We start from the raw sequence: 20,362 nt of genomic DNA, 5'->3' as shown, positions 1-20,362 counted from the left end.
AACGGAGCCATCATCATGAGATCCGCACTCCTCCGAACGCCCGCTTCCAGATGGGCAGTTCACCTCGTTCCGAACTGGCGCGCCGGTGACCGTTGATGCCGTGCGAGCGGTAGTGCAGTTGCTCGTGTCAGAAGCGCTGGCCGATCTGCCCTGCCCGGATCGCTCCGTGGAGATCCGCTGGCCCAAGGTCGCGATCGAGCAGCCGGACGGAAGCTGCCGAACCGTACCGCTACACCTGCGGGCGAACCCGATCGAGGCCGGTCTCCTCGCGCTGGACATCGAGCACGCGATCGGCCCCAAGGCGATGTCCGACGCGCGGCGCATGCGCGCGCACGGCATGCTCGGCCCGGACACAGGAGTCCTGAAGCACATCCTCGACCGCGTACGCGAACTGTGAGTCCCGCAGTGCTCGCGTCGCGTTGACCACGGCCCCTCTAACCACCCTGCGCTTGGCGGCCGTCAACGCCGTGCGTGGGTTCCCCCTCGGTATCCGCTGCATCGATCGCACCACTGCTCTGGTGTGTGGCGGTGCCCGAGGACAGCGGGGCAGCCCCCGCGCCGGCACGCGATCTGCCCTTCCGCGTGGCTGGGGCTGCCCCGCGCACCACCTTGCCGGCTCGGGTCAGGCGTTCCAGCGCGTTCGGGCGAGTAGCCCGTCGAAGCCGAGCGCGGTGATGGCTTGGTCGAGGGTGGGCCAGTGGCGGTCCGGGGGCGGCTGGTCGCTGTCGCCGGTGGTGTCGAGGTTGTCGGGCGCCGGCCGTTCGTGGGCGCAGCGGCAGCGGATCCAGGTGTCACCGCGGTAGTGGATGAGGAGCCAGTCCTGCACTGCTCGGCAGTTCGGGCATGCGAGCGCGAATCCGTCTGTGGTGATGAGTGGTTCAGGGTGCTCTGTCAGCAGGGCGCTGGCCGGGGTGTCGGGCATGGCGGCTCCGGTTCCGTGTACTTGGGGGGAGCGACACCATGTCGGGAAACTCCTTGCGGATCCAGCGGGTTGGGGGTCTGTTTTCTGACGGCAGACATGCCCCTGCCGGGGTACCTGCGGGCTGCGGGCTGCCCGCCGCTGGATGCGACGGGCGGCACTTCCCGTCAGGCGGTTTCAGGATGCGCTGTGTGGATGGGTCGGTTGTCGGCGAGCAGGTGCCGGATCAGGCCTTGGCGTCGGGTTCGAGTTGAGCGAGGACCTCGTGTTTGAAGGTGCTGTCGGGGAGGGCCTGCAGGGCGCGTATGGCGTCCCAGGCGGCGTGGATCTGGGTGAGGTCGCGGCGGGCTTTGCGGATGCGTTCGTGGCGGAAGCCGAGGTATGTGTGGGCTTTGTCGAGGGCTTCGGCCCAGGTGATCTCGCCGTCCTCGGCGAGGTCCGCGAAGGGGGTGCCGGTGTCGCCGTCGTCCTTGCGGGTGGCGTCGGCGCGGCGGACTGCCTGGCGGTGCTCCTCGTCAGTGCGGCGTTGGCGGACGGCGGCTTCGGCGTCGATAAGGCTTATCTCGTCCTCGCGGACGCGGGTGGCCAGGTCGGGGGCGACGTGTTCCAGGTCGGCGAACCGCTTGGCGTGGTCGGCGGCCTGGGACCTGTGGCGTCGAGCGTGCGCGAGGGCTTCGTCGAGGCTGACTGCGCCGGAGACGACGCTGGATGCGAATTCGGAGGCGTAGCGCAGGACGAAGTCGGCGTCGGTGACGCGGGAGCGGCTGAGCCCGAACTCTTTCGCGGTCGCACGCAGCGACTGGCGCACGTCTGAACGCGCCATCGCGGCGATCATGGCCGTTTGGCCTCGGGTGAGGTGTCGGCGGAGGAGGTTCTTGCCGAGGATGAACGCGGTCGGGCTGGCGCCTTCGTAGGTGGTGAACGTCGGCGGGACGCCAGCGCGTGCGCATGCGGCAAGGCGGTTACGGCCGTCGAGGAGGACGCTGTCGGGGTCGAGGACGATCGGGACCTGCAGGCCGTGCTCGCGGATGTCCTCGACCAGTTCGGCGAACTCGTCCTCGGGGAGCATCGGGAAGACCTCGGCGGCCGGGTGGACCTTGATCGGCGGCGCGGTGGCCGGGGTGGTGGTCAGGTTGTGCTCCTTGGTGTCGGGCGTGGGTGTGGGGTGGTGGGTCAGGCCGGTCTCCGTGCCGGTGGCGATGGTGGGATTGGGATTGCCGTTGGGCGCCGGGTCGGTGCCCAACGGAGCTTGTGGGGGCGGCTTGTCCCGCGTTTCGGGGTGTGTGTCAGCGGGTTCGGCGCGTCGCGGGGTTCGCGGCGGGTGGCGGGACGGGGCGGCTGGTGCCGGTCCGGGCCGTTGTCGAGGTGGTGGCGGCTTTGCCCGTGCGTCGCTGGGGTGCGCGGTTGCCGCGACGGGCCGCCGTTGCGGGGTGGGTGCGGGCGAGGCGGTGGATGCGCCAGGTGAGGACTTCGGCCGGGTTGTCGGCGGTGGCGAGTTCGCGGCTGGTGACGGCCTGATCGATGAGGACGAGAACGTTGTGGTCGTTCTTCACGCCGCGGTGGATCGCGGCGGTCAGGGCGGCCATGGCGGGATCGCCGAGCACGGCAGCCGCGGATGTGGGGCCGCTCCGTCTGGTGAGGACCGTACGGGTCACCTCGGCGTACATGGCGGCGAGCCGAGGGCCGGGGGTATGGGCGGCGGTCAGCTTCTCCAGGGGTTTGGGGGCGGTGGCCCGGTAGGCGTTGCGCAGGTGGCCGACCGCTTCGGCGGCAGCGCGGGCCTGGGCTTGGTGCTTGTTGGCCTGATGCCACTGCACGACCGCGATGACGGCGAGCAGGGCGGCGGCGAGCAGGTCGCCGACCAGTTCGGCGCCGTCGCTGCGGTCGCTGAGAAGGGTGTCGGTGAGCATGCGGAAGGTGCTGCCGGCTGCGCGGGTCTGGGCGTGGGCGGCTTTGCCGCTGCTGCGCGCGGCGCGCGCGAACACCGCTGCGGCGTCGCGCAGGTCTTGGCGGGTGCCGGCGGGCAGCGGGTGGTTTTGCAGCGCATCGGGGAGGACGGTCATGAGCTGTCCGACGGCCGCCAGGTGCGCGGCGGCGATCTTCTCACGTATCGTGTCGGCTCTGGTCGTGCCTCCGGCCCGCGAGAGCGAGGTGTCGCCGTCCTCGGCGGCGGCCGTGGCCTCGTGGAGGAGTGCGGTGATGCGGTCCAGATGCGCGGGTGCGCGGTCCCAAGAGTTCGTCGCGGCGAGGTCCTGCCACAGCGGCGGGGCCATGTCGCCGCCCCCGTCACCGGTGTCGGTGGCGTTGTCGGCGCTGGTGGCGTGGGCGGTGAGGCGTTCCTGGACTCGGGTCCAGGACAGGTCGGGGGCGAGGGTGCGTCCGCCGAACCACACCGGCTCGTCGGCGGCGTTGCGGTCGTCGGGGAGGGCGACCTTGTAGCCGCGGATGGTGCCGTGCGGGTCGAGGGTGGGGTGGACGAGGATGCCGAACCGTTCGAGAAGGCCGAAGAACTCCTCGGCGTTGGCGGCATACGCGGCGGCGGTGCGCACGCTGGTCGCCAGGTGGGTACGGGCGATGCGGCCGGTGCGTTCGGCTTTGCGCTGTTCGGCCTTGGTGGGACGCCGGGCGGCGGTCGGGTCGCGGCGTTCGACCTGGCGCAGCCCGAAGTCCTTCTCGATCTGCTGGCATTCGGCGTCCACATGCCGGTAGTCGTGCCAGTTGCGTGCGGGACGCAGGTCGCCGCGCACGCGGGTGGCGAGGATGTGGATGTGGTCCTCGGCGTGCCGGACCGCGATCCAGCGGCAGCCGTCCGGGTCGCCGAACGGGGCGATGCCAGCGGCGTCCAGGACGCGCCGCGCGATCTGCTCCCACTCGGGCTCGGCGAGAGTGCGGTCCTCGGGGGCTACGCGCAAGGAGCACTGCCATACGTGCTTGGCCGGGAGCTTCTCGCCGACGGCGCGCTTCTGGTCCACCCGTAGGTCGAGGACTTTCGCGAGCTGGGCGATGGTCGCCTCCGGGTCGCGTCCGGGGTCAGGCGCGAAGCCGTCGAAAGACGCGACCAGATGGGGGGCGACGTGCTCGCCTCGGCGGCCCGGACCGTACAGGTAATAGAGTATGCCGATGGTGCGGACACCCTTGGAGATGCTCGGAATCACCGGCCACCCCGGTTCCCCGCACCGTCCGTTGCGGGGCCCGCGTCCTGCTTCGCTTTCCGGCGGGACTTGCGGACAGCGGTGCGGTTCGCCGCGCGGTGGGCCGCATCGTCGACTACGGCGACGGCCCGACGGACCTCCGCGATGGCGTTCCGCACAGCCTCGACGACCACGAGGTCGGCGGAATGCGGCACGCCGCCAGAATTGAGGCGGTGCGCAATCTGGTTCAGGTTCCCTCCGACCTTCGCCAGATCCCGGCGGGCCGACGCGAGCTCGTCGACCGCGATGCTGTTCGCAGCCCGCACCGCCGACACGGACATCTCACCGCGGATGTCGGCGAAGACAGCCTCGGCCACCAGACGGGCGACCGTCAGCTTGCGCGCCTTGCCGGCCGCGACGATCTCGGCCTTCTCCTCGATGCTGAAACGGATCGTCACCATCCCGTTGCGCTGCTCCGGCTCCCGGTCGCGGATCCGGCCCTGAGCCTCGGCCGCAGCGTCGTGGATGTCGGTCTTGAAGAAGAGGGGGTCGTCGCTGCCGCTGCTCTGCGACGGCTCGACAGCCGACGTGTTGTCGAGCGCGTGGCTGGGCTCGTCGGGGTACACGGCGGCGGATGGATCGTGGGGCGCTCGGCTGATGGCGGTGGGCAGCACGCGGTGCGCGGCGGTGTTGGTCTGGTCGTGTTCCCCCTCCCGCGGCGCCCCCACACGCCGCGACCCTGCCCCCTCCATGCCCGCCCGAGCGGGCGGGAAGGGCGAACTACCTTCGCCCCCTTGGGCGATGGCATCCGCGAGGGATACTCCCTCGCCATTCCTTGCTCCCCCCGTGGCGGGGGAAGTCGAGGTTGCGGCAACGGTGTTCGCGTGGTCGGCGTCGGCTGCCGGCCAGGTAGGGCGGAGCACAGCAACCGGCGATGCCGCCGACGCGGCGGCGTATTCGGCGGGCCGGCGGGTTGGAGCATCGGGTACGCGGGACGTGGTGGGGTCAGGCACAGGCTTCCCTGGAAAACACAGCGAAGGTGAGAGACGGGCTGCCGCCGTTGGTGGGTGGCAGCCCGGGGCTGGGGACGCGGCTGGTCAGGATGCGGGTCGGGCGGTTTCCGGTGCTGCCGGTGCAGCACTGCCACCGAGGGCGTTGTCGGCGGTCGTGTTCTTGAGGCGGCGGACGACTTCGGCCAGGCGGGCGGCGCCGATGGTCAGGCCCTGGTCGCGGATCGCGGTTTGGACGGTGTCGCGGGTGACGGGCTTGCCTTGTCCGGTGGTGGCGGCGCGGCCGATCGCGGTGAGGGTGTCCAGATCTGCAGCGGGCCGTCGACCCCGGCGCGGCGTCGGTGTTACGGGCACGGGTGATGCTGCGGGGTGATCTGTATCCGGATTCTCCGCGAATTCCGGCTCTGGGCTGTCCGCATTTGCCTCGGGGTGGGGATGCGGACCGCTGTACGCCCCGGCGTGCGGATAGCTGCTGGTGTTGCCGTTGTCGTGGTTGGTGTGGTTGTGCGGACTGCGCTGCGGTGCGAGGTGGTCGGTCGCGGGTGGGCCTTGATGCGGTGTGCCCGTTGCGACTCGTCGCGTGCCTGGTCAGGGCTGGTACGGGTGCCGTGGTGATGTCGGGTCGACTCGTCCCGGGCTGGTGAGTCGTCCCGCGCCTGACCTAGGCGACGGGCCGCGACGAGTGGCGACGGGTCAGGCTCCTTCTGCGGGACCGGTTCGGTCACCGGCTCCGGGGCTGCCGCCGGGGCGGTGTGGCGGGCGATCAGTGTGTGGAGGTGGACGGCGGCGGCCAGAGCGAGCGGGGCGCAGGCGGCCAGCACGCCGACGACGTCGTCCCCGAGTTCGAGCCCGGCACCGGAGGTGCCGTGCGTGACTGGCGCAGAGCTGAACGCGTGTCGGTTGAGGACGACGGCGTGCAGGACGTTCGCCCAGATGCTGACGCCGGTCGCGGTGGCCAGGAGGCACCACACGTACGCGCGCGCGGGGAGCGGGGCGTGGCGCAGGACGAGCAGGGCGCGGACGGAGTAGGCGATGAACCCGTCGAGGATGAGCGGGAACAGCCAGGTCAGGGAGGGGCGGACGTGTGAGGCAGCGGCCATCTGCCGGAGCGCGTCGAGCGAGAGCACGAATCCGGCGAGGCCGAGCGCGGCGACGGCGGCGCGGTCCAGGCGGGCCGTTGCGGTGGCGGTCGGCGCGGTGGTGCGGGTAGGGGGCTCGGTAGGGCGGGCGGTCACACCTGGGGCCTTTCGAGGAGTGGACGCGGTGCGGTGTGTCGTCGCGACCCGTCGCGCGCCGGGTCGGGCGGGTACGGGGCCGTGTGTGATGTCGGGTCGACTCGTCCCGGGTTGGCGAGTCGTCCCGTGCCTGACCTGCGGGGGGACGGGTCGCGACGGGTGGTGCCGGGTCAGGCGCCAGCGCTGGGATTCGAGGTCTGCTCGGGTGCGGGGTCGGCGCAGTAGCGCGCCCACGCGTCGGCGAACTGCAGGCGGGTGAAGCCTTTGGCCTGGGAGCCGTCGGGGAGGCGGCGGTTGGCCGAGCTGATGCCGTGGTCCTTGAGCAGGATCTGCAGCCCGCGCGGGGTCAGGCCCTTGCCGCTGTAGTCGGGCCAGGGGGACTCGGCGTCCTCGTTGAGGATGCCGAGCAGCCGGCCCGTGCGCAGCACCGGCGGGTCGCCTTCGGCGGCGAAGGCCCGCCGGATGTCGGTCAGGAGGCGGATGTTCAGGGCACTGTTGTCCTGGTCTTGTTCGGCCTCGTAGATCGTCATGGTTCGGCAGGCGGTGCGGGCCGCGGCGGGCCAGGGGCCGCCGGCGAGGTCGGCGACGGAGACCAGGGGCTGCCACGTGTCGGCGGCCCGGTCCTCGACCGGCATGGGCGGGGTCATGTCCGTCGCCTGGGTGTGGAGCGGGGTGAGCCACGCCGCAAGCCGGTCGCGCAGGGCGTGCAGTGCCGGGGTGTCGCGCACGGTGCGGAATTCCGCGACCTTCTCCCCTGGTCGGCGTCGGCGCATCCGGATCACGACGGACCGGTCCATGATCGTGTCGGGCAGGTCGCCGATGCCCGCGAGGGCGGCCATGGCGAAGGTGGGGAATTTCGACACCTCGTGGTTGGGGCCCGAGACCCGCAGCGTGGGCCGGTTGCGCTGGTGGCCGGCGTTGAGCAGGCCGCGCATCTCCTCGTTCCTCTCCGCGGCCTTCGCCGATCCGAAGAGGGTGTCGGCCTCGTCGACCAGCAGGGTCGGCGGGTTGTCGGTGATCGACCGGAACACCGCCGCCGGGGAGGCGTTGACCGTGATCAGCGGCTCGTGCACGGTCTCGGTGACCACGTCCAGCAGCCGCGACTTCCCGCAGCGCTTCGCCGGTCCGACGATCGCCAGACGCGGCGCATGCTGCCACGCCGTCTGCACGTGCGTGGCCGCCACCCACAACGTCACCGCCGTCAGGGCGTCGTCGCTCGGCAGGACGACGTACCGCCGGAACTGCGCGGCCAAGTCGGACAGGACCTGCTCTCCCTCGGAGACAGAGAGAGCCGGGGTGTCGTCGGTGCCGTGGTCGGCATCGACGGTGGGGTGGTGTAGGGGAGTTGTCGGGCCGACAAGGTCCGGCATAGACTCCATGGCGATCTCCTGATCCCGTGGCCGCGAGCTTGCTAGGGCGGTGGCCACGCAGGTGGATGCGACCCTCGGCGTTGGAGCGCCGAGGGTTTTCGCGTGTCAGTGGGGTTGCCGCCCACGCGCCGGGCGGCAACCGGACACTACGAGCACCCGCCGCACAAGTCCAACGGCTCATCTGGTGACGGGGGCTGACGCGGGATCAGGCCGCACGCGGCGTCCGCGAACGCTGCGGGTACGCCGCCGCGGGCACGCGGTGACCAGGCTCCTCACCCGGAAGCAGTGCCGGGGCAGCGCCGGTGACGACGCCGAGCAGGCGGTGCAGGTCCGCGGTCGCAACGCGGTAGGCGTTGCCCAACTTCAAGACCCGAACCGGGTATTCGCCACGCTTTGCGAGCGCGTAGCCCGCGCTGCGGGACAGGTCGAGCGCACGGTTCGCGGTCTCCAACGACACGGCGGCCGGCAGCGCCAGCAGCTCCTGAATCGACATGGCACGAGCTGCCGATCCTGCGTTCGCCGCGGCTGCGGGAGGGGCGGGCACCGCCGGGAAAGCGGCAGCGGCGGTGGGAGGGGTAACGCGAGCGGTCAAGTGATTCTCCACGGAGAGGAAACAGGGGCTCGGGACAAGGAGGACGGAAACGTACGGAGTTCCCGCCGGACAAATCAAGGAAGAGCCGATTTCGTTGCCGGACGTTTACCTTGCCGTAGGCGGCCGGCGCCCTCGGCGCGAAACGTGGCAGAGGCTGCGGGCGGGAGTAGCAGCCGACTCGGGGAATACGAGGCGCAACCATCGGCCTCCCTCGGATGCGGGTGGACGGGATGGAACTGTAGCGATCCGGAATCTGAAATGTCGGAGGTAGAAGTTCAGATTTCCACGTGCTAGGGCACAAGCCGGAGCCCTGCGCGCGCCGACCAAGCTGTCTGACTGCCAAGCCTCGACGGTCTCATGGGCAGGTCCGTCCCGGCCACGCAGGAGGTGGCGTGGCGAAACAGAGCATCCGAGGCTCTCCCGGTCCTCCCATGCGCTCAGCGCATGAGGCGCAGTTCACCGGGTCCTGCGCCGCTGCTTCCGTGCTCTCCGGGTGCGTCGCCTTTCCCATTCCTGCTGTGCCGGGAAATGCCGGATCGTCCGTGTGAGTCTATACAGTCCGGGGGAATCCCGAGGTATTTGCCGGGCCCCGAAAAGGATGCTAGAACACACACCCTCGCGCATCCGCCGCGAAAACCGCCCCCGAAATCCCTGCACACGCATTCCCGGCTTCCCTAATTCGCACACAGCAGGATTTTGCAACACCGAGAGGCACACATTGAAGGGTTCCACCTACCGTCGCTGCTACTGCCGAGATGCCGACGGTAAACCGCTCGGCGCGAAATGCCCCAAACTCTCCAACCGCAAGCACGGCTCGTACTCCGTGCGCCAGGAGTTGCCCAACCGGCCCGACGGGACTCGTCGCGCCTTCAACCGCGCAGGCTATGCCACCGCGACGGCGGCCCAGGCCGATCTCGACCGCGTTCGCTCGCTCCTCGCTCTCGCCGACGCCGACGACGAGGCCGTCCGTACGCAACTCGCCGACCTGCTGGAGCAGATCAGCCGGAACAAGAGCCCCCTGCCGGACGTCGAAGCCACCCGTCGGAGCCTCGGCAGCGGGCGGAGCCTCACTGCTCGCCTCACCGTCGGAGAAGTCCTGGACGACTGGCTCGCCGGGAAGCGCGGACGCCGGAGCGCAATCGCTCGCGACGAAGGCAACATCCGCATCCACCTCAAGCCGCACATTGGTGACATGCGCGTGGACCGACTCCGCGTCGCGGACCTGACCGCGATGTTCAACGCCATCGCGGACGCCAACGTCGAGACCGCCGAGGCCAACGCCGCCCGCCGCGCCGTCATCGCCGAGTTGGCCGAAATCCCTTGGAAAGGACGGGAGAACCGCGCGCGGCGCAAGGCGCTCAAGGCGACGATCGCCGAGATGCCGCCGTTCCGCCGCATGGTGGGTCCTGCGACTCGCCAGCGCATCCGTTCGACGCTGCGCGCCGCGCTCAACGACGCGATCGCCCAGCAGATCATCACCTTCAACCCCGCAGCCCACGTCAGCCTCGACGCGGCCAGGCGACCCAAGCCGGTCATTTGGACCCAGGAGCACATCGCATATTGGCAGCGCACCGGCGAACCGCCCTCGCCGGTCATGGTCTGGACGCCCGAGCAGACCGGCCGCTTCCTCGACCGCGTCCAAGACGACCGCCTATACGCCCTCTGGTACCTGATCGCTTTCCGTGGCCTGCGACGCGGCGAGGCATGTGGCACGCGATGGATCGACGTCGATCTGACGAGTCTCCAGCTCACCGTCGCCAAGCAGCTCGTCGTCGACGGATGGGAGGTCTACGAGGACCAACCCAAGACCGATGCTGGCGCCCGCACCATTGCCCTTGACGTCGCGACCGGTTCGGTCCTCCGTGCCCACCGCACCCAACAGGACCGCGAACGCCGGGAGTGGGGCGATGCCTGGACCGATACCGGCCGCGCGTTCACCCGCGAAGACGGCTCATGGCTCAACCCCAAGGCGCTCACGGGCCGCTTCCGCGACCTCTGCGCGCGAGCCGCCCTGCCGCCGATCCGCCTGCACGACCTGCGGCACGGCGCGGCGACCATCGCACACGCGGCCGGGGCGGACCTGAAGACCATTCAGGAGATGCTCGGCCATTCGTCGATCGCGATCACCGCCAACACCTACACGAGCGTTCTGCCGACGGTCGGACGTGAAGCCGCCGAGGGCGCGGCCCGGATCGTGCCCCGCTCCCGGCGCGCTGATGGCGCTCCCTGGTCCCCTTTGATGACAGGCGATGACCTGCCATCCGCTCAAGCGCTGCTCATGCTGACCGGCCCCACGCCGCCCCCGGGACATGTGCCGAAGCGGCTGTGACATATGAAACCCCAGGTCAGACGGTGTCTGCCTGGGGTTTCGTTAGAGTCCGTCACGTCTCGCGACCGGTTCAACGTCGCGGTGTGCTGCTACCAGATGGGGACTGTGGGAGAAGTGGATTTGGGCGGTGGCCGCAGACGTCACACTGGCAGCAAAGCCATGACAGCGGAGTGCACGAGTTGGGCCGCGGTGAGGACGCTGGGGATGCCGCCACAGCGTTCTAGAAGGCTGTCGGTCGCGTCGCGCAGCGCGCCGGGGGCGCGCTCGGGTGCGTCAAGAAGCTCGCTGATCCCGTCCAGAGCGCGAAGTGCGCGGTCCGCGTCGGGGTGTTGGCCGCGAAGTTGTTCCAGGCGTACCCGAAGGTCTTGGACGCTGTCGCGGGCGTGTTCGATGGCGCTCGGGGTGATGTTGTTGGTCTGCGTGGCGTTGTGGGAGAAGGGCGCCGCTTGCACGGGGCCGGACATCTGTCCCGTATTGATCACGCCGAAATTCGGGCCGGGGGGCATGGGGTCAGGCTGGCGTCGGATGCTCATCAAGGCTCCAGGTCGGCTTTTGGTCAGCTCATCGTGGCGCCACCCGCGAACGGCGCCGCTTGCACCGAACCACTGATGACGCCCCCGTTCATGACGCCGAAGTTGTAGATGGCAGCGGACTGTTCGCGGTATTGGGCGATGTCGACGTTGTGGTCGCGCAGGAAGGTCTCCGTCGAGTCAAAGACACGACGCTGCATCATCTGGACGTAGTAGCGGGCGTCGTCATTCATGTGCATGTCGTCGATCCAGCGCAGGCTGTAAACCTCCCGCAGGCTCACCGGGCCGTTGCCCGGATCGAGTTCGGGACCCGCCTTCTTTCCACGACGCATCAGATTGACAACGCCGGCACCGATGTCACCGATGGATTGCAGCCCCGCGACTCCCATCCATTTCAGTGTGTTCGGGGCCCTGACGGTCAGGCTCGCCACTGCGGGGTTGAGTGGGGCCATCACATGCGGCCGTACGGTGACGCGCAGGAAGCCCCCTTCATAGGCGAAGTGCACCAAAACGGAAGCAATCAGGTTGCCGTTCCATGCGTTGATGCGCGCCCAGATGTACCGGCGCGCGACCTCCGCGGCGGGGTTCGCGTGACCGGCGGCTACTGCGTCCAGACCCCGCCAAGCTTCGTCGTTCAGCGTGTTCCAGCGGCCATGCGCGATCGCTGCGATCCCGACGACCTGCATGCGCGGGATGGGGTGGCTTGGATGGTGCGCGGGAGCAGGGTCCTGGAGTCTCTTCGTCACGTGAGCATGCAGCTCGGGGACCTCGAAGTGCTTGAGTGGCTTGCGTGCGCGGGTCGGCCGGTTGTGCTGATTCAGCGCTGCGATCACCGCGGCGGCGATCTCCCCGGGACCGGACTCGGGCAGATCGGGCAACGGTGCTGTGGACGAAGGCTCGTCATCGTCTTGGCCTTCGGGCGCGGGCTCAACGTCAATGCCGATGATCGCCGGGTGCCACGCTTGCAGCCCAGCTCCGACGAACCGATCACGAGGCCCGCTCCGACGGGATTCGCGGATGTAAGGCAGCGCCGGCACCTGCTCGTGCGCTGAACCGTTGGCCAGATCACCGGACAGCATCCGATTGAGGTGCCTCTGAGCAGAGAACCGGTCGGCCAGAAATATGCCCCAGATCCCCAGGGCGGCGGTGGCCGTTGCCCAGATCGGGGGCAGCGCCCGACTCATGGCGACGCATGTGGCAGCAACGATCACGGCGACAATCGCGGTCCGACGTCGTCGAAGGTGCCGGGCAGCGGTGTCGCACGCATCGAACACCGGGTTCTGGTCGAAGGAATGGACGGGGACTGGGCGAGCTGCGCCCTTCACGCGTCGGCGCACCCAGACCGCGTAGTCCTCGCCGATGACGATCGCTGGCGCTTGCGGTTCATCGTCCAGAGGGCTGTGTGCTCCGCTTGCCGATTCTCCAGGCGTGCGTTTGGTGATCGTCGTTATGACCTTGCGCACCTGTGCATGGAGTCGATTGCGTAAGCTCCCGAGCCGGTCCGGCCGTACGAACGCGGCGGCGCTCAGGCTTCGCGTGATCCCTTCGGCGTAGGCGCCTGACCTCTTCGTGGCGTCAGCGCTGGCAGACATGGTCGTGGGTGTGAACCCCGACCGATGATCCAAGGAGAACAGTGTGCTCGCCCCCGTTCACTGTCGGTTCGCACGGTGGTGTCGTCGGAACCGTCAGGTGAGCGATTTTGCCCAACCGAGTTGATGAGCGCTACATCGCAAGCCAGAACAAGTCATGTGGGGCAGGGACTTGGTCAAACATGTCCCGAATCCGCTGCTGGTGCGGCAATCGCCCGCGGCCCCGCTCTCCGGCCAAAAGCGCGGTCCTGCCTTGTCTGTTCCTGTGGCAACAACGCGCTGGGCAGCGCTGCTTCGGCAGCGTCGAGGAACCGCAACTCCCAGGCTCCCAGGGCGGTTCGAGCGACGTCGAATCGATCCCAGAAGTTATTCGGCCTACGGCCGGGATATGACTTCCACCAGTCGTCGCAGGGGGTGGCAAGGTTGCCGATCAGATCGCGCAACTCTTGGGCCAGGCTCCTGATTTCGTCAGGTCCGGCTAGTTTCGCGGCGGCTTGTGCCCGGATGAGCCGATCCCACTCTGCGACATATCGATCGCGCAGCGGCTCACAGTCGCTGCGAGCGGTTCCCGAGTCCATCGCGTGCGCGAATTCTCGTGCATGGTCGACGTAGGCCGCCAGACTCGTCAGCACGTCCAGATAGTCAATCCTGCGTGCGTCACTGACGCGCTCGGCGCGGTCCAGGTGATCTCGCCGCGTCTGGGAGCGCGATGCGATCGCATTGGTTGCCATGACTCCGCCGGCGCCGATGACGGCCCCGAGCGCCCCGAATATCCCCGTCACTAGTTCTGGGCTCATGGTTCTGCATCCAACCGTGTGGCGGCGTCCGGAGGCGACGCCTATGCGTAACCGTGACTTCACGGCGTGGTCGGTCCCGAGTGGGGGCGGTGCTGGAGCCGGCGTGTTGCCACCGAAAGCGAGCCGGCAGCGTCTGGAGCCGGTAGATCATCGGGGCGTTCGTGCGTAGCGGGAGCGAGCTGGGCCCGCCAGCGTCGCACTGCCACTTCCCGCCCTGCTTGATGTCAGGGGGCTGACAGTGCTTCCGGGGCCCCTCTGGTGGCAGGGCATGGGCTGCCATCCGCTCACGCACTGCTCACGCAGACCGGCACGACGCCGCACCCGGGATACGTGCCGAAGCAGCCGTAACGTAAGAAACCCCAGGTCAGAGCGTATCTGCCTGGGGTTTTCGGGGAGCCCCGAGTCGGGTTCGAACCGACGACTTTCGCTTTACAAGAGCGACGCTCTGGCCATCTGAGCTATCGGGGCGGGGCATCCGCGGGGGACGTCCGTGCACACGGTACTAGTCGCCGGCTGGTTGAGGCGAAGGGATTGGCCGGTTGGCGCGGTGGTTTGCGGTGGTGGGGCGCTGTGGCGGCGTTGGGCCGAACGTGGGACGCTCGAAATTCGGGGAAAAGTCCTTTTTGGGGGCCGTGGCAAGCCGGTCTGGAGGCGCACATGGGGTTCTGGGACGTCATCGGGCTCATCTTCGCGGGGCTCGTGATCGGCGCGCTGGCCAGGCTGTTCCTTCCCGGTCGGCAGCGGATCGGGATGCTCGCGACCGTCGGTGTCGGCATCCTCGGCACGTTGGGGGGTTACGGGATCGCGGCGGCGATCGGGGTCAAGGAGACCGCGGGGGTGGACTGGATCCGGTGGATCATCAGCATCGCGATCGCCGCGGGCCTCGTGTCGCTGGTGACCGCGTTCATGGGGAGAGGGAGCGGGAGCACCCGCGTGTGACGGGCGGTGCGGCTCGGGGGCGGAACCGGTGGGTTCCGCCCCCGAGCCGTGTCGTGCGGGCGGCGCTCAGCCCAGCGCCCGGTACCGGCCCCGGAAGTGCAGCAGGGGCGGGCCGTCGGGGCTCGGCAGGTTCGCGGACAGGACTTCGCCGATCACGAGGGAGTGGTCGCCGGCTTCGACGATGCGGTGCGTACGGCATTCGAGCGTCGCCAGGGCGCCGCCGACCAGGGGCGCGCCGGTCAGCGGCCCGGCCCGGTGGGGGATGTCGGCGAACATGAGGCGGTCGCTGACACGGCCGGGGATCGCGAAGCGCCCGGCGACGTGGCGCTGGCTCTGCGCCAGCAGCGACACCGCCCAGAGCGGCTGGGCGTCGAGGACTTCGCGCATGCGGGCCAGGCGCCGCAGGCTGATCAGCACGAGGGGCGGTTCGAGCGAGACGGACATGAACGCGGTGGCGGTCATGCCGACGTCGTCGCCATGCGGGGTGTCGCTGGTCTCGCCGTGCTCGCGTGCGGTGACGACGACGACCCCGGCGGCGAACCGGGACAGCGCGGCTTTGAAGGCGTCCGGGTCGACGTGCCCGGGAGCGGCCGGTGCGGCGGCGGCCCCGGAGGGGATCCGGTCACCGGCGGTCCGGGTCTCGGCCGCGGCCGGCGTTCCCGGTACGGCCGGATCCTCGACCGGCGGCGGCCCGAAGGGGTCGGCGGCGTCGGGGTCGGCGGCGGGTTGTCGGTCCGGCGGGCCGACGGGCCGTGCGGTGGGATCGGGGCTTTCCACGCACCCAGCCTAAGAGCCGGGACGGCCACGGCCATCGGGGCGGCGTCGGGGGGCCGCGCCCGGGACGGGGAATCGGGGCGCGGCGGGGTGTCGAGGACGAGGGAGACGGGGGAGGGGAGACCGGCTGACCGGCAGCGTGCCCGAGACGGGACATCGGTGTGCGGTGGGCGGCGCCTCCACCGACTTCGCGGTGGCGCCCGCGACGGCGATCCGCTGCGCGGGCGCGTCGTTGCCTTCGTCAGCGTTGTCGTTGTCGTTGTCGTTGTCGTTGTCGTTGTCGTTGTCGTTGTCGTTGTCTGCGTCTGCGTCTGCGTCTGCGTCTGCGTCTGCGTCGGGGTCTGCGTCTGCGTCGGGCATCGGCGCCGGCCTCGGCCTCGGACAGGACGCGGCGTCGACGGGATGTCCGCGACCCCGCGGCCCGCCCGCCGGGCCACAGGCCGCTCTCGCCGTCCGCCCCCCGCTCTCCGGCCATCCGCGGCCACCCGTGGCCGAAAACATTCGGCCGATTCCCTCCCCGCCCGGTACGGCGACCCGGTAGCTTCGAGAGCCCTCCACGTTCCAGGCGAAGGACCCTCCCGTGAACAGCTCGCCCAACGGACGCGCGCTGCCCGAGCAGCGCCCGCGCAAGCGCGATGCCGCCGCGAGTCGCAAGGCCCTGTTGGATGCCGCCCGGGCGTTGTTCGGCGAGCGCGGCTACGACCGGACGACCCTGCGCGACATCGGCGAACGCGCCGGTGTCGACGCCGCGTTGGTCGCGCGCTACTACGGCAACAAGGCGGGCCTGTATCTGGCGGCGATCGAAGAGGACGGCGCGGACGCGGTCGCGGCCCGCCGGGATCTGGCCCGCATCGGCGCCCTCGCCGATTTCCTGGTCGCCCGGATCGACGACCTGGGCGCTCCGGGGGCGATGTTCCGCCTCGCGCTCGGTGAGGAAGGCGACGACGCGGCACGTGCCGAGGGGGCCGCCGCGGTGCGTCGCGCGATGGTCGATCCGATGGTCGAACGCATCGGCGGCGACCGGGAGTCGGCCCGCCGCCGGGTCGAGATCGCGGTGGCGTCGCTCATCGGTCTCACGGTGATCCGCACCACGGGCTTCTTCCCCGAGCTGTCCGCCGTCCCGCGCGAGGAGTTGGTCGCGCTGGTGGGGGAGGCCTTCGGCGGTTTCCTGTCCGAATAGCGCCGGACCGGGCGCGCGTTCGTCGGTGCGCACCGGAAAGAACAATCAACGCAACTATGAGAACGATGTTCCAAGCGATAGCGTTCTGCGTTCCGGGTTGTGTGATCACCACGAGGCGGTCGTGCCCCGGGCGGCAGGTGCGGCAGTCGGGAACGGGAACAGGGAGCGGGGGCACATGAGCGAGCAGACGCCGGTCGGCGCGGACACCGACGCCGGGGCGGACGCCAACGCCTTCCCGGGCGTCGACGAGGTCGTCGGGGCCGAGGCCCTGGCGGCGCCGGGTCTCGTACGCGAGGCCGTGCGCCGTCCGCTCGCCGCCCGCTGGGCCGTCTACACCGACGAGGTCAACCGCCTCGTGGACGCGACGTACCGCGTCGTCGAGCGGACGGGCACGTTCGACCCGACCGTCCGCGAGATCCTGCGTGAGTCGGGCCTGTCGAATCAGGCGTTCTACCGGCACTTCCGGTCCAAGGACGAACTGCTGGTCGCGCTGCTGGACGACGGCCGCCGCCGGATGGGGCACTACCTGGAGCGGCGCATCGCCGCGGCGCCGGACGTGCCCGGCAAGATCCGCGCGTGGGTCGAGGGCGTGCTGGTGCAGGCGGCCGACCCCGCGATCGCCGTGCGCACGCGGCCGTTCCTCGCCCACCAGGACCGCCTGGCCGAGTTGTTCCCCGACGAGCACCGCAGTTCCGGCGAGGCGCTGACGGCTCCGCTGGAGGCCGTGCTGCGCGCGGCGTACGCCGACCTCCCCGACGAGGAGGACGGCGTCGAGCGCGACGTCGCCGCCGACGCGCTGACGCTGGCCCGGCTCGCTCTCGCGTGCGTCCAGGACCACCTGCGCGCGCGGACGGCACCGAGCCGCGAGGAAACCGACCACTTGGTGCGCTTCGTGTGCAAGGGCCTGGGCGTCGCGACCCCCTGACGCACCCTCAGTTCACCCGGCGAGGCCGCCGGGCGGAGCCGTCGGCTCCGCCCGCCTTCGCGCGCGCCCGCCCATCGGAACGGTTTGTGCGGGCTATCCGGAGTCGTGCGTGAGGTAGCTCACAGAACGGGCTCAATCGATGACAGAACGTCGCCGTTTCTGAGCCCACTGTGATTCAGTTTCCCTGGCAATCGGACGATATCTGTTCAGAAGATGCTCGTTGACGAGCATCGACGAACGAGAACCACCCCAGAAGCACTGTCGCCGACGCTCGGGGAGACCGATGACCGCCGAGACGGAAACACACGTCCGGTTGGCGACCCTGCGTCTTCTGTACCGGGTCGTCGCGGACCTCAACGCGACCCGCGATCTGCACGACACCCTGCAGGCCGTGGCGGACGGCGTCGTCGCCGGACTGGGCTTCGGCGCCGCCGCGGTCAACCTCGTGCGCGACGACGGCGACCTCGAAGTGGCCGCCGTCGCCGGCAGCGAGGACCTGGCCGCCGCGGTGGCCGGGCAGGTCGGCCCGCGCACGGACTGGGACCGCCTGCTGGACGCCGCCGAGCACTGGGGCCCGCTGCGCTTTCTCGGCCACCGCCAGGGAGCCGCCGATCCCGGCCGGGTGCCCAGCTGGGTGCCGGACATCCCGGTGAGCGACCACCCCGACGCGTGGCATCCGCACGACGCGCTGCTCGCCCCCCTGACCACCCCCGAGGGCGAGTTGGTCGGCGTCCTGTCGGTGGACCTGCCGGTCGACGGCCGCCGGCCCGGCCCGTGGCGGTGCGAGGTCCTCGGCATGTTCGCCGCCCAGGCGGCCATCGCGGTGGACAACGCCCGGCTGCGCTGCGAGATGCTGCGCGCCGTCTCCCGCCTCCAGGACGAGAAGCACGCGCTGCGCGCGAGCGAGGAGAGTTTCCGGCACGCGTTCGAGTACGCCCCCAGCGGCATGGTGATGACCGGGGTGCGCGGCCAGGAGCGCGGCCGGCTGCTGCGCGCGAACGACGCGCTGTGCCGCATGCTCGGCTACCCCGCGCCCGTGCTGCGGCGGCTCGGCCTCGCCTCGGTGGTGCACGAGGAGGACCGCGACCTGCTGGCCGGCCACCTGGGCGGGAGCGCGCCGGTGGAGGGGTGTACGGAACTGCGGCTGGCGCGCAGCGACGGGACGTACCGCTGGGTGTCGCTGCGCACGTCGCACGTGGGCGACGGCGACAACCGCACGCCGCGGTTCCTGCTCACCCACGTCGAGGACGTCGAGGACCGCCGGCTGCGGGAGCAGGCGTTGGAGCACCAGGCGAGCCACGATCCGCTGACGGGCCTGCCCAACGGGCGCGAGTTGCGGGCGCGGTTGGACGCGACGTTCACGCGCGTACCGCGTCTGGCCGGCGCGGCGGCGGGCCCCGCGACGGGGCTGCCGCACGTCGGCGCGGGCCCGGTGGCCGGCGACGGCAAGGGGCTGGCGCTGTTGTTCTGCGACCTCGACGGGTTCAAGCGGATCAACGACGACTACGGGCACCACGTCGGCGACGCGGTCCTCGTCGAGGTCGCCCGCCGCCTGACCGGCGCGGTCCGCGAGGGCGACACGGTCGCGCGGCTCGGCGGCGACGAGTTCGTGGTGCTGGCCGACGGCATCGGACGTGACGAAGCACACGATCTCGCGGTACGCCTGCGCCGGGCGCTGTCGGCACCGATGTGCGCGGACGGCGAGTCGGTGCCGCTGGACGGCGCGAGTTTCGGTATCGCGTGGGCCGATTCGGCGGAAAAACCGGAGGACTTGCTGCGTATTGCCGACGAGCGCATGTATCGGCAGAAGCGCGGACGAGAGCGCGCGCAGCGCCGCGCCGGGTGACGCGGCGTTCCCGGAGGCCGCCGCCGGCGGTCCCGGGCGGCGATTTGCGGACACCGGCCGGCGCGCGCGAAGGCCGGATCGCGGTCCAGGCGATGGACTGTGGCCATCCTCGCGTCGCTAGCCCGTTAGTGTGATGCTCCAGCCTGTCGACTCGGTTCGATGCGATGTGCGCGCTGTGTCGCCTCGACAGTGGGCGACGGCCGTGCAGCCGCACGCTGATGCACACGGATTCGCGGAGACTCACAGGAAGGGCGAACCCGATGACGGTGGGTACCGAGGGAGAGCCGGAGGACCCGTACGGCTACCTCTACCGCCCCGGCCCGGGTGACCCGCAGGGCACCGGCCAGGCCGCGCCGGCGGGATTCGGTTCGTCGCCGTACGTCCAGGTGGGCCAGACGCGGTACGGACAGCCGCCGCCGCAGCCGCAGCATTACGCGCAGCAGCCGGGTACCGACGCCCAGACGCAGGCCATACCGGGGGTGGCCCCGGGCGGTCCGCCGCCGGGGGATGTGCCGCCGCCGCGCCGCGAGGGCGGGCGCGGGGGAGGCGGTGCGCGCGGTTCGCGGGGGTCGCGCGGCCCGGTCATCGGCGCGGTGATCGCCCTGATCGTCGCGATCTGTGTGATCGTCGGCGTCGTCGCGATGAGCGGGGACGACAAGGACGGCAAGGACACCGCGGGGCCCTCGACGCCGGCGGCACCGACGACGTCGGCGCCGCCCAGCTCCGAGCCGCCGACGTCCGCGCCGCCGTCGTCCGGGCAGCCGACCAAGTTCGGCGAGACGGAGGCCGAGGAGGCCGCGCTGCAGGGCGGCGCGCGCATGGAAGCCACCGCGGGGGGCTTCAGCGGCGCGGGGTATGTGGGCGGCCTCAACAGCCCGGGGTCGGGGATCATGGTGACGTTCGACGCGCCGAAGAAGGGCCAGTACTCCCTCTTCGTGCGCTACGCGAACCCCGAGGCCACGTCGGATTCGGGGGCGGCGAACCGGCCGAAGCAGCAGATGACGGTGCTGGCGAACGGCGAGGCGAAGTACGGCCAGCTGAACATGTACGGGACCGGCGGCGCCGACAAGTGGTGGACGACGTACCGCACGGTCGACCTGAACGAGGGCGAGAACACCGTCACCCTCGCGTGCCAGGCCGGCGACACGTGCAATGTGACGGTCGACAAGATGTGGGTCGGGGAGAACAAGAACTGA

At 70.5% G+C, this 20,362-nt stretch carries 19 protein-coding genes and 1 tRNA gene; 7 read left to right on the top strand and 13 right to left on the bottom strand.

Annotation, left to right across the window (positions count from 1 at the left end; translation table 11 throughout):
- The first annotated feature begins 100 nt into the window (after positions 1-100).
- The gene (locus tag LO772_RS15545; protein WP_231778996.1) at positions 101-397 is read left to right on the top strand and encodes a hypothetical protein; all 297 of its coding nucleotides are present in this window, start codon (positions 101-103) and stop codon (positions 395-397) included.
- Between the two features lie 225 nt (positions 398-622).
- Here LO772_RS15545 and LO772_RS15540 read toward each other — a convergent pair whose 3' ends face one another.
- The 8 genes from LO772_RS15540 to LO772_RS15505 all read right to left on the bottom strand — a co-directional run bounded on the left by LO772_RS15540 (position 623) and on the right by LO772_RS15505 (position 8,158).
- Positions 623-922 carry a hypothetical protein gene (locus LO772_RS15540; RefSeq protein ID WP_231778995.1) on the bottom strand — a complete coding sequence of 100 codons (300 nt, stop codon included), beginning with the start codon at positions 920-922 and terminating at the stop codon, positions 623-625.
- Between the two features lie 223 nt (positions 923-1,145).
- Positions 1,146-2,162: a ParB/RepB/Spo0J family partition protein gene (locus LO772_RS15535; protein ID WP_231778994.1), complete on the bottom strand. Its 1,017-nt coding sequence runs from the start codon at positions 2,160-2,162 to the stop codon at positions 1,146-1,148.
- 43 nt (positions 2,163-2,205) lie between these two features.
- Positions 2,206-4,074, bottom strand: coding sequence for a relaxase/mobilization nuclease domain-containing protein (locus LO772_RS15530; RefSeq protein WP_231778993.1), 1,869 nt, complete (start codon positions 4,072-4,074; stop codon positions 2,206-2,208).
- Positions 4,071-4,676, bottom strand: a complete 606-nt coding sequence (gene mobC / locus LO772_RS15525; protein WP_231778992.1) for a plasmid mobilization relaxosome protein MobC — start codon at positions 4,674-4,676, stop codon at positions 4,071-4,073. Before mobC ends, LO772_RS15530 begins: the two co-directional genes overlap by 4 nt.
- Before the next feature lie 471 nt (positions 4,677-5,147).
- Complete coding sequence (locus LO772_RS15520; protein ID WP_231778991.1) at positions 5,148-5,414, bottom strand: hypothetical protein; 267 nt, start codon at positions 5,412-5,414, stop codon at positions 5,148-5,150.
- Entirely contained in the window at positions 5,405-6,295 is an 891-nt protein-coding gene (locus LO772_RS15515; RefSeq protein WP_231778990.1) for a DUF2637 domain-containing protein, read from the bottom strand. Before LO772_RS15515 ends, LO772_RS15520 begins: the two co-directional genes overlap by 10 nt.
- Positions 6,296-6,465: 170 nt before the next feature.
- A complete protein-coding gene (locus LO772_RS15510) occupies positions 6,466-7,674 on the bottom strand; it encodes a DUF3631 domain-containing protein (protein ID WP_231778989.1) in 1,209 nt (402 codons plus the stop codon).
- Positions 7,675-7,870: 196 nt separating this feature from the next.
- Complete coding sequence (locus LO772_RS15505) at positions 7,871-8,158, bottom strand: integrase (RefSeq protein ID WP_231778988.1); 288 nt, start codon at positions 8,156-8,158, stop codon at positions 7,871-7,873.
- A gap of 817 nt (positions 8,159-8,975) precedes the next feature.
- Here LO772_RS15505 and LO772_RS15500 point away from each other — a divergent pair.
- Positions 8,976-10,586, top strand: coding sequence for a site-specific integrase (locus tag LO772_RS15500; RefSeq protein ID WP_231778987.1), 1,611 nt, complete (start codon positions 8,976-8,978; stop codon positions 10,584-10,586).
- Positions 10,587-10,726: 140 nt separating this feature from the next.
- Here the strand turns inward: LO772_RS15500 and LO772_RS15495 are convergent, their stop codons facing one another.
- From LO772_RS15495 to LO772_RS15480, 4 genes are all read right to left on the bottom strand, one after another.
- Positions 10,727-11,119, bottom strand: coding sequence for a hypothetical protein (locus tag LO772_RS15495; protein ID WP_231778986.1), 393 nt, complete (start codon positions 11,117-11,119; stop codon positions 10,727-10,729).
- A gap of 23 nt (positions 11,120-11,142) precedes the next feature.
- The gene (locus tag LO772_RS15490; RefSeq protein ID WP_231778985.1) at positions 11,143-12,708 is read right to left on the bottom strand and encodes a hypothetical protein; all 1,566 of its coding nucleotides are present in this window, start codon (positions 12,706-12,708) and stop codon (positions 11,143-11,145) included.
- A gap of 173 nt (positions 12,709-12,881) precedes the next feature.
- The gene (locus LO772_RS15485) at positions 12,882-13,502 is read right to left on the bottom strand and encodes a hypothetical protein (protein ID WP_231778984.1); all 621 of its coding nucleotides are present in this window, start codon (positions 13,500-13,502) and stop codon (positions 12,882-12,884) included.
- A gap of 394 nt (positions 13,503-13,896) precedes the next feature.
- A tRNA-Thr gene (locus LO772_RS15480) sits at positions 13,897-13,970 on the bottom strand.
- Positions 13,971-14,159: 189 nt separating this feature from the next.
- On the opposite strand from LO772_RS15480, the gene LO772_RS15475 reads away from it, so the two are divergent.
- Positions 14,160-14,441, top strand: coding sequence for a GlsB/YeaQ/YmgE family stress response membrane protein (locus LO772_RS15475; RefSeq protein ID WP_231778983.1), 282 nt, complete (start codon positions 14,160-14,162; stop codon positions 14,439-14,441).
- 66 nt (positions 14,442-14,507) lie between these two features.
- On the opposite strand, the gene LO772_RS15470 is transcribed toward LO772_RS15475, so the two are convergent.
- Complete coding sequence (locus LO772_RS15470; RefSeq protein WP_231779575.1) at positions 14,508-15,059, bottom strand: flavin reductase family protein; 552 nt, start codon at positions 15,057-15,059, stop codon at positions 14,508-14,510.
- A gap of 736 nt (positions 15,060-15,795) precedes the next feature.
- Here LO772_RS15470 and LO772_RS15465 point away from each other — a divergent pair.
- The 4 genes from LO772_RS15465 to LO772_RS15450 all read left to right on the top strand — a co-directional run bounded on the left by LO772_RS15465 (position 15,796) and on the right by LO772_RS15450 (position 20,362).
- On the top strand, positions 15,796-16,395 hold the full coding sequence (locus LO772_RS15465; RefSeq protein ID WP_231778982.1) for a TetR/AcrR family transcriptional regulator: 600 nt from the start codon (positions 15,796-15,798) through the stop codon (positions 16,393-16,395).
- 175 nt (positions 16,396-16,570) lie between these two features.
- A complete protein-coding gene (locus LO772_RS15460) occupies positions 16,571-17,320 on the top strand; it encodes a TetR/AcrR family transcriptional regulator (protein ID WP_231778981.1) in 750 nt (249 codons plus the stop codon).
- A 283-nt stretch (positions 17,321-17,603) separates the two neighbouring features.
- Positions 17,604-19,166: a diguanylate cyclase domain-containing protein gene (locus LO772_RS15455; protein WP_231778980.1), complete on the top strand. Its 1,563-nt coding sequence runs from the start codon at positions 17,604-17,606 to the stop codon at positions 19,164-19,166.
- A 260-nt stretch (positions 19,167-19,426) separates the two neighbouring features.
- Complete coding sequence (locus LO772_RS15450) at positions 19,427-20,362, top strand: CBM35 domain-containing protein (protein WP_231778979.1); 936 nt, start codon at positions 19,427-19,429, stop codon at positions 20,360-20,362.

Source organism: Yinghuangia sp. ASG 101 (assembly GCF_021165735.1).
In the GTDB taxonomy this organism is placed as follows: Bacteria; Actinomycetota; Actinomycetes; order Streptomycetales; family Streptomycetaceae; genus Yinghuangia.
Note: the sequence above shows the minus strand (reverse complement) of the source record. Positions and strands in the feature narration are given on the sequence as shown.

Coding starts and splice junctions, on each gene's coding strand:
- LO772_RS15540 (WP_231778995.1), bottom strand. CDS start 922: ATGCCCGACACCCCGGCCAGCGCCCTGCTGACAGAGCACCCTGAACCA.
- LO772_RS15510 (WP_231778989.1), bottom strand. CDS start 7,674: ATGGAGTCTATGCCGGACCTTGTCGGCCCGACAACTCCCCTACACCAC.
- LO772_RS15505 (WP_231778988.1), bottom strand. CDS start 8,158: ATGTCGATTCAGGAGCTGCTGGCGCTGCCGGCCGCCGTGTCGTTGGAG.
- LO772_RS15495 (WP_231778986.1), bottom strand. CDS start 11,119: ATGAGCATCCGACGCCAGCCTGACCCCATGCCCCCCGGCCCGAATTTC.
- LO772_RS15490 (WP_231778985.1), bottom strand. CDS start 12,708: ATGTCTGCCAGCGCTGACGCCACGAAGAGGTCAGGCGCCTACGCCGAA.
- LO772_RS15485 (WP_231778984.1), bottom strand. CDS start 13,502: ATGAGCCCAGAACTAGTGACGGGGATATTCGGGGCGCTCGGGGCCGTC.
- LO772_RS15475 (WP_231778983.1), top strand. CDS start 14,160: ATGGGGTTCTGGGACGTCATCGGGCTCATCTTCGCGGGGCTCGTGATC.
- LO772_RS15460 (WP_231778981.1), top strand. CDS start 16,571: ATGAGCGAGCAGACGCCGGTCGGCGCGGACACCGACGCCGGGGCGGAC.
- LO772_RS15455 (WP_231778980.1), top strand. CDS start 17,604: ATGACCGCCGAGACGGAAACACACGTCCGGTTGGCGACCCTGCGTCTT.
- LO772_RS15450 (WP_231778979.1), top strand. CDS start 19,427: ATGACGGTGGGTACCGAGGGAGAGCCGGAGGACCCGTACGGCTACCTC.